Annotated in this window: 9 protein-coding genes; 7 read left to right on the plus strand and 2 right to left on the minus strand. The window is 43.5% G+C overall.

Translation table 11 applies throughout. The features are described from left to right. Window positions 1-12 precede the first annotated feature (12 nt). Window positions 13-1,059: an ABC transporter permease gene (locus D6D85_RS09985; RefSeq protein WP_125671899.1), complete on the minus strand. Its 1,047-nt coding sequence runs from the start codon at window positions 1,057-1,059 to the stop codon at window positions 13-15. Window positions 1,060-1,721: 662 nt separating this feature from the next. On the opposite strand from D6D85_RS09985, the gene D6D85_RS09990 reads away from it, so the two are divergent. From D6D85_RS09990 to D6D85_RS10005, 4 genes are all read left to right on the plus strand, one after another. Further along, window positions 1,722-1,985 (plus strand): hypothetical protein, encoded by a 264-nt coding sequence (locus D6D85_RS09990; RefSeq protein ID WP_125671900.1) that lies wholly within the window; start codon window positions 1,722-1,724, stop codon window positions 1,983-1,985. A gap of 111 nt (window positions 1,986-2,096) precedes the next feature. Then, window positions 2,097-2,543, plus strand: coding sequence for a hypothetical protein (locus D6D85_RS09995; RefSeq protein WP_125671901.1), 447 nt, complete (start codon window positions 2,097-2,099; stop codon window positions 2,541-2,543). Continuing rightward, the gene (locus tag D6D85_RS10000) at window positions 2,540-3,067 is read left to right on the plus strand and encodes a hypothetical protein (protein ID WP_125671902.1); all 528 of its coding nucleotides are present in this window, start codon (window positions 2,540-2,542) and stop codon (window positions 3,065-3,067) included. The genes D6D85_RS09995 and D6D85_RS10000 overlap by 4 nt, the downstream gene beginning before the upstream one ends. Before the next feature lie 65 nt (window positions 3,068-3,132). Further along, window positions 3,133-3,417, plus strand: coding sequence for a transcriptional regulator (locus D6D85_RS10005; protein WP_125671903.1), 285 nt, complete (start codon window positions 3,133-3,135; stop codon window positions 3,415-3,417). 19 nt (window positions 3,418-3,436) lie between these two features. Here D6D85_RS10005 and D6D85_RS16380 read toward each other — a convergent pair whose 3' ends face one another. Further along, on the minus strand, window positions 3,437-3,580 hold the full coding sequence (locus D6D85_RS16380) for a hypothetical protein (RefSeq protein ID WP_161969818.1): 144 nt from the start codon (window positions 3,578-3,580) through the stop codon (window positions 3,437-3,439). 53 nt (window positions 3,581-3,633) lie between these two features. Here D6D85_RS16380 and D6D85_RS10010 point away from each other — a divergent pair, with 53 nt between their 5' ends. The 3 genes from D6D85_RS10010 to D6D85_RS10020 all read left to right on the plus strand — a co-directional run. After that, on the plus strand, window positions 3,634-3,939 hold the full coding sequence (locus tag D6D85_RS10010) for a hypothetical protein (RefSeq protein ID WP_125671904.1): 306 nt from the start codon (window positions 3,634-3,636) through the stop codon (window positions 3,937-3,939). A gap of 797 nt (window positions 3,940-4,736) precedes the next feature. After that, the gene (locus D6D85_RS10015) at window positions 4,737-5,660 is read left to right on the plus strand and encodes an NAD-dependent epimerase/dehydratase family protein (protein WP_125671905.1); all 924 of its coding nucleotides are present in this window, start codon (window positions 4,737-4,739) and stop codon (window positions 5,658-5,660) included. Window positions 5,661-5,672: 12 nt separating this feature from the next. Next, a partial coding sequence (locus D6D85_RS10020; RefSeq protein ID WP_125671906.1) for a glycosyltransferase occupies window positions 5,673-6,427 on the plus strand: 755 nt, incomplete at its 3' end.

The raw sequence follows: 6,427 nt of genomic DNA on the forward strand, positions 1-6,427 counted from the left end.
TGAAGCCCAAAATCATAGGCATCCCCCAACTGGTTTAAGAGCTGGATAGATGCACCCTAAAACTGATGAGATAAGGGTTAAAAGAAGGATTTGAAATGCCTGGAGGGGATCGAGAAACGGGGATATTCCCGTGTTTTTTATCCATCTCAGGAGTGTGGAGGCAATCTGAGCTCCTGCTACACCTAAAGATATCCCAAGAATTGATCCTATTAGGGCAACTGTCGTCGTGTAGCATAAAATTAGTGCGAATATGAGGCGCTTTTTGGCACCTAAGGCTGAGAGCATTGTTAATTCATAGCTTGACTCTGTTATAAGCCTTGTCGCAATAGTATAGGAGGCTGCTGACACCGCTGCATAAACAGCTATCGACCAGGCATTAAGGAAGCTCAATGTCTGCAAGTTTGTCTGTTGCACAAATTCCCTTATGCACTGAGCCTGAACAAGCTCCAAATTATCAGGAAGGATGCTTCTTATCTTATCATCCTTTGGATCCTCAATTAAAATAAGGGACATGCTTCTATCCCCGCTGAGCTCCCATGCGGTCTCCAAAGGAACGACAATCTCAGCATCGAGCTGTGTTTTGCTCTCTATAATCCCCACAACCCTGACTGTTAATGCTTTTTTTGCTGAAAGGGTTATGTTTTCCCCGGTGCTTATGTTCAACGTTTTCGCAAGGATCTTTCCTACATCAGCTTCATTAATGTTCTCCGCTGCCCTTCCTTTTATTCCTGTTAAAAAGCTCATGTTGCTTATTCCCCTTACCCTGACTTTAAATCCTGTAAGGTTTGCCTGAATAATCTTCTGGGGGAAAATCTTGCTTGATACCGCCCTCAGTTTCTCTATGCTTATGTTAACCCTGCTCTCAGATGGAGTTGAGTTCTTGCTCATTATTATGTAAGTCTTGCTCGGAATCACTAAACCTCCCAGAATTTCGACCTGCGAGTTGATGTAATTTACTACAGAGCCCATGGAGGCCGGAATTGCCACAAGAAGGGAGATTGCTAGGATTGAAAGCCCAGTTCCTCGCTTTCTAAGGAGCATTTTGTATCCCAGCGACATCTCTCTATCTGACGGCAGATTCTATAAAATCTTTTTTGCAGTTATATCAATAAACCCTATTCCAGCTCTGCCTAATGCTTTGGCTAGCATTTAGCTATCTCTTAATAGAAGCATGCGTGACGATAAAAAAAGTACCTCCAAGAAAGCTGAATCCTGATTATTAGATCATTACTGGTGGATCTATGTCTCGCACACAAGAGACCTATTCTCACTTGTAATAATAATAGCTAATGCTCCAAAAACAAGTTATATTGGAGAGCATTAAGCTGAATTAAGAGGAGATAGGTTTTAATATCATCGAAGGCTTACAGGAAAGGTGCCCAGAAAGCCCAGAGCTTTAGCTCTAGGATGAATGGGCAAAGCTTAAATATAAACTCACGATAGTTGTGTCGAGCGAGTCGCTCGGATGTGGCTCGGATGTCCAAAAGCTGGAATAAGGCTCCGGGCCGAAAGGGGGAGGGGTTCCAGCAAAGTGGGGGTACGGCTATATGCCGTATCCGGGGGCTGATGGGGCATCATGCCCTGTCTTGACACAGCCCTGAACTCGGTAGGATGAAGCCTCAGGCTGACAAACCGGGAATCTCCCGGCTTTAGCCGTGGAGAATGTCAAATGTGCACACAAAGAGTGTCAACTTTATATTTTTCTCTTTGCATCAATTCTTGTGGTTGAGGCTGTTATGACATCTGTTCTGGAGGAGGCATTAAGGCAAGCTTCAGAGAGAATTGCTAAAAAGATAACTGAGGGAAAGAAACTCACTAGCACCGATGTGATAATCCTTCTCCTCGATCAGATGAACAAGAGGATTGATGATACAAACAAGAGGATAGATGAGATAAAGGAGGATCTTAGATTGCTTCATCAGGAGGTATCCTCCATAAAGTCCGATATAATAGCCTTGATGAGAGAGAAGCTGAAGACAGGTTAATTAGCATTTTAGCAGATTAATATATCCTTATATAATTTGAGAACCTAAGAGACGTATATTAACTTATATCCAAAGCTTTTTATACTTCTGTCTTCACCAAACCGGGGTACCTTGAGCAGAACAAAAGCTGTAAGGATATTGATCACCCTACTTTCCATTGCTGCATTTTTGCCCCTTCTTTACGGTCTTAACAGCTACAACTGGGATTTAAAAGCCCTGCTTACCCCCTCATACACTCCTCCTAGGGTTGACTTCAGGATGGAACCAGAAGGCCTGAGATTTGAGCAGGGAAAGCTCATTTTAAGCATCAAGCTCACAAACTTGGGAGAGATAGAGGCGAAAATAGAGGGGTTAAACGTCACCCTATATTCGAATGGAATTGCTGTGGCCACAGGCTCCTTGGAAAAGCCCGTTTTATCACGTCCCAACTCAACAGAGGAGCTGAATATAAGCATCACTTCCTTTCATGGGATCCCATCCAAAGTAGAGGCAAAAGGAGAGGCCTTTATCAGGGTTATGGGCTCTCTTGTGAGGGTTCCGGTCGAGATAAGGGGGTGATTGACATCAAAATAAACTTCTTTGGAATTGTTGCCTCTCTTCTCCTCTTCTACATCGTTTTATCGAATAAACCATGGTGGATTCTCAGAGGAGGTGAGGGCATATTTTATGCCGCTGTCTCTCCATTCAACGTAAAAATAGAGATCCTGGGAAAGCCCGTCATCGTGCCCATAATTTTTTACCTCAACCTAACTGCAACACTTAGCATGCTGCTTGCTGCCTCAACCATGCTTCTTGGTTCATTTCTGGCTGAAAAGGAGTGGTCAAGGCCGATGATAGGATTCAAGGGCTTAATGCTTCCCATTCTGTTCTTAGTTGGGTTGATAATTTCTCTGGAGTTTGTGAAAAACATGGGCATAGCAGTTCCCCTGATGGGCGAGTTCATTTTGAGGTATGAGATCCCCATAGGACGGGGCATTATCACGGAAACTCCTTCAGTTGCGATGCTCACCTCAGATTACTGGATAGCGCTTTTAGCTGGTATAATCTCAGTTCTCGCATGGTTTTTCCAGAGAAGATCCTAAGTTCTGCATAAATTGCTCTTAGAAAGATTTTTAATATACACCTTTCGTCTGCAATGGGATCAAAAATGAGTAGGGATCAGGTTGTAGGGGCTGGAATTCTCCTTGCATCTGCTGTGATAATAATAGCATACCTGTATCTCGTGTTTCTAACGGAGTTCTCGCTACTTCTCCTGAAGATAACAGGTGCTGTAGCTGTTGTAGGCGTGTTTGGAATATTGGGATGGATTGGCTATACTCTGGCAACAACTCCTCCTCCTAAGCCGATAGAGGAAATTGAGAAGGAGATAGAGGAGGAGATGAAGAAGATAGAGGAAGAGGAGAAGAAGGAAACTAAGGAAACGGAGAAGTGAAATCAATCTTCCCATCTGCCTAAGGGAAGAGGGCTATGGAGTCCATTGTGCACTTTGCTGTCCCCTTTTCAGCCCTTGTACCAGCAGGGGTGAAGCCTAAAAAGGCATTTTTAGCCTCACTTTTCTCCCTCCTTCCCGATTTTGATGCCCTTTCCTCGTTCACAGGTCTTTTTCTCACTCCCTTTTTGTCATAATGTGCGCAGTTTTCCCTTTGTGGTGATAGCTACTTGGATATACAAGATTCTCATTGATGGCTTTTTAGCCCTTTTATCCCATCCAGTTCCTGATTTATTCTCGGGATATACGCCTATACTCTGGCCCCTTTGCGATTCTCTCTGGATTAAAACAAAGCTTGGCTTTCATATAGGGAGCTCTGTAAAGCTAATCCCATCTTTTGAGCTTTTAAGCGAGCCGACTGTGTTCCAGCATTTCCAGGAGTTTGATGCTCCTCTTTTCACAGGAGATGGGCTGATAATATCCATAATCCTGCTCCTTCCATCTCTAAAATACAAGCATCAATAAGCTACAAAAGAAGCCTAGATACAGTAAAGGACATTTTTGCAAAAGGATTTTGAGAAGTTCATGCTGAAAAGATTCATCAGTCTATAATGAGTTCCATCATGCATAGGGGCTAGATGAACATTTTGGAGCGCATTAATTTTTGTAAAAAGAAGGCCCTTAATCAGTAATATATCATGTTTGGAGTCTTTTCCTAATATCTCCGGCACATGGAGTTGAAAGAATGTCATTATAGCAGAAGTAGGCGTAATCATGACTGTTGCCACTTTCACAGCAACTATTCAGCAGAAAAACAGGGAGAATTTCTACAATTTCCTTTTTTAAGGCTCTTTAAGTCAATTTTTTTTAAAAATAAGTGGCCGAAAACCACACTTTACGGTGATTTTTCCTGATTGAGCAGATTATCACTAAATTTCTCTCATAGAAAACTTTTTATTATGTCCCCCCTTCTGCTGGACAGCTGCACTCAGCTACAGCAACATCAATGGTGGTTAAATGACCCCTCTTAAGGCCGGGTGTCCTGCCTCCTCCGAGCTTCTAAGAAGCTCCTCGAGGAGCCAGGGCATTCCGGATGGAGGGGTGAGCGACGGGGCCATTTGGCCCCTCTCTGCTTCTTCATTTCTCTGCACGCTGAACAAGGAACGCTGGGACGAGAGGCCTTTCCTGTCATGCCAGGGGGCGCTCGAGGGGGGTGAGATGCTGTTTAGAAAAGTACTTTGTGATTGCGCTCAGCCCTGGTTTGGCAGAAAGGGTCTCGATGAGTCCGAAGTGCTTGCAAAAACATCCTTTCTCGTTTTAACATGAGAGCTGTTGTCACAGGAGGGGCTGGCTTCATAGGAAGCCACCTTGTCGATAGGTTAATGTCGGAGGGAAATGAGGTAGTGGTAGTGGACAACCTGAGCTCCGGAAGCATGGACAACATAAAATGGATTGGCAGCAAAGGATTCAGGTTTCTGAAAAGGGATCTAAAGGATCCGGAGTGGGCAAAAGGAATAAAGGCTGATGTCATATTCCACTATGCTGCAAACCCCGAGGTGAGGGTGAGCACGGTAAACCCAAGGGTGCACTTTGATGAGAATTTGGTAACAACATTCAACGTTCTGGAGGCATGCAGGAATCTGGATATTCCCTTCATTGTATTTGCCTCGACAAGCACCGTATATGGGGATGCAAGAGTTCCAACCCCTGAGGACCATAAACTTAATCCCATATCAGTATATGGGGCCGTTAAATTGTCCTGCGAGACGATTATAGGGACCTATTCAAGGCTCTATGGGATAAGAGCTTTGATATTGAGGTATGCAAATGTTGTAGGGCCGAGGATGAGGCATGGGGTTATAGTTGATTTCATGAGAAAGCTGAGGGAAAATGAAAGAAAGCTGGAGATACTGGGTGATGGATCCCAGAGGAAGTCTTATGTTTATGTTGACGATGCAGTTGAGGCCACCCTAGTTGCATTCAGGAATATGGATAAATTTAATGTTTATAATATAGGTTCAGAGGATTGGATAAGCGTGAAAGAAATTGCGGATATTGTGGTTGAGGAGATGGGCCTCAGAAATGTTGAGTATGTTTACAGGCCCTTTGAGGATGGTAGAGGGTGGCCCGGAGATGTGAAGATGATGCTTCTAGATATATCCAGAATTAAAAATATTGGATGGAAACCAAAACTTAGCTCCAGGGAGGCTGTCAGAACTGCTGTCAGGAGTCTGCTGAATGGATGAAGAGATCTTAAAATGCTCGAAGCAATAGCACTGTTCTTGGCTGGAGTACATTTTGGAGTTCCACTGGCTTACTACTATTATGCGAAAACAAAGTGGCTACCTAAACCGTGGAACATAAAAATAGATGAAAACTATAGACCAAAAGTAACGATAATACTGCCAACATATAATGAGGAAAAAATAATAAAAGAAAAACTTGAGAACCTCTATAATCAGGTATACCCAAAGGAGCTGATGGAGATAGTAATCGTGGACTCAAGCAATGATAAAACAGCAGAAATAGTGGAAACATGGCATAACAACAATAATGATACCAAAATAACTCTAATAAGGGAGAATGAGAGAAGAGGAAAGGCATCTGCACTAAATGAGGCCTTAAGGCATGTAAACAATGATATTGTAATAATTGCTGATGCAGATGCCCTCTGGCCCGAGAACGCAGTCTGTGAGGCTGTCAAGTGGTTTTCGGATCCCTCGGTGGGTGCTGTTTCCTGTTTAAAGAAGCCCATGAAGCAGGGGTTTTTAGGTATAGAGGAAGGATACAGGGACTACTACAACATCTTAAGGCTTGCGGAAAGCAAGGCTTTTTCTACACCGGTATTCCACGGAGAACTTGCTGCTTTTAGGAGAGAGTTGCTCTTGAAGATTAATGGATTTCCAACAGACATAGGTGCGGATGACAGCCATACTGCGACAAAAATAGCCTCAATGGGCTATAGATCAATCACGCCGGAGATATGGGTTAATGAAAGGGTTCCAAAAGATTA

This window comes from Candidatus Methanodesulfokora washburnensis (genome assembly GCF_003947435.1).
GTDB classification, from domain to species: Archaea; Korarchaeota; Korarchaeia; order Korarchaeales; family Korarchaeaceae; genus Methanodesulfokora; species Methanodesulfokora washburnensis.

Excerpts from the sequence above, each read along its gene's own strand:
- D6D85_RS10015 (WP_125671905.1), top strand. The coding sequence starts at position 4,737 with ATGAGAGCTGTTGTCACAGGAGGGGCTGGCTTCATAGGAAGCCACCTT.
- D6D85_RS09985 (WP_125671899.1), bottom strand. The coding sequence starts at position 1,059 with ATGTCGCTGGGATACAAAATGCTCCTTAGAAAGCGAGGAACTGGGCTT.
- D6D85_RS10005 (WP_125671903.1), top strand. The coding sequence starts at position 3,133 with ATGAGTAGGGATCAGGTTGTAGGGGCTGGAATTCTCCTTGCATCTGCT.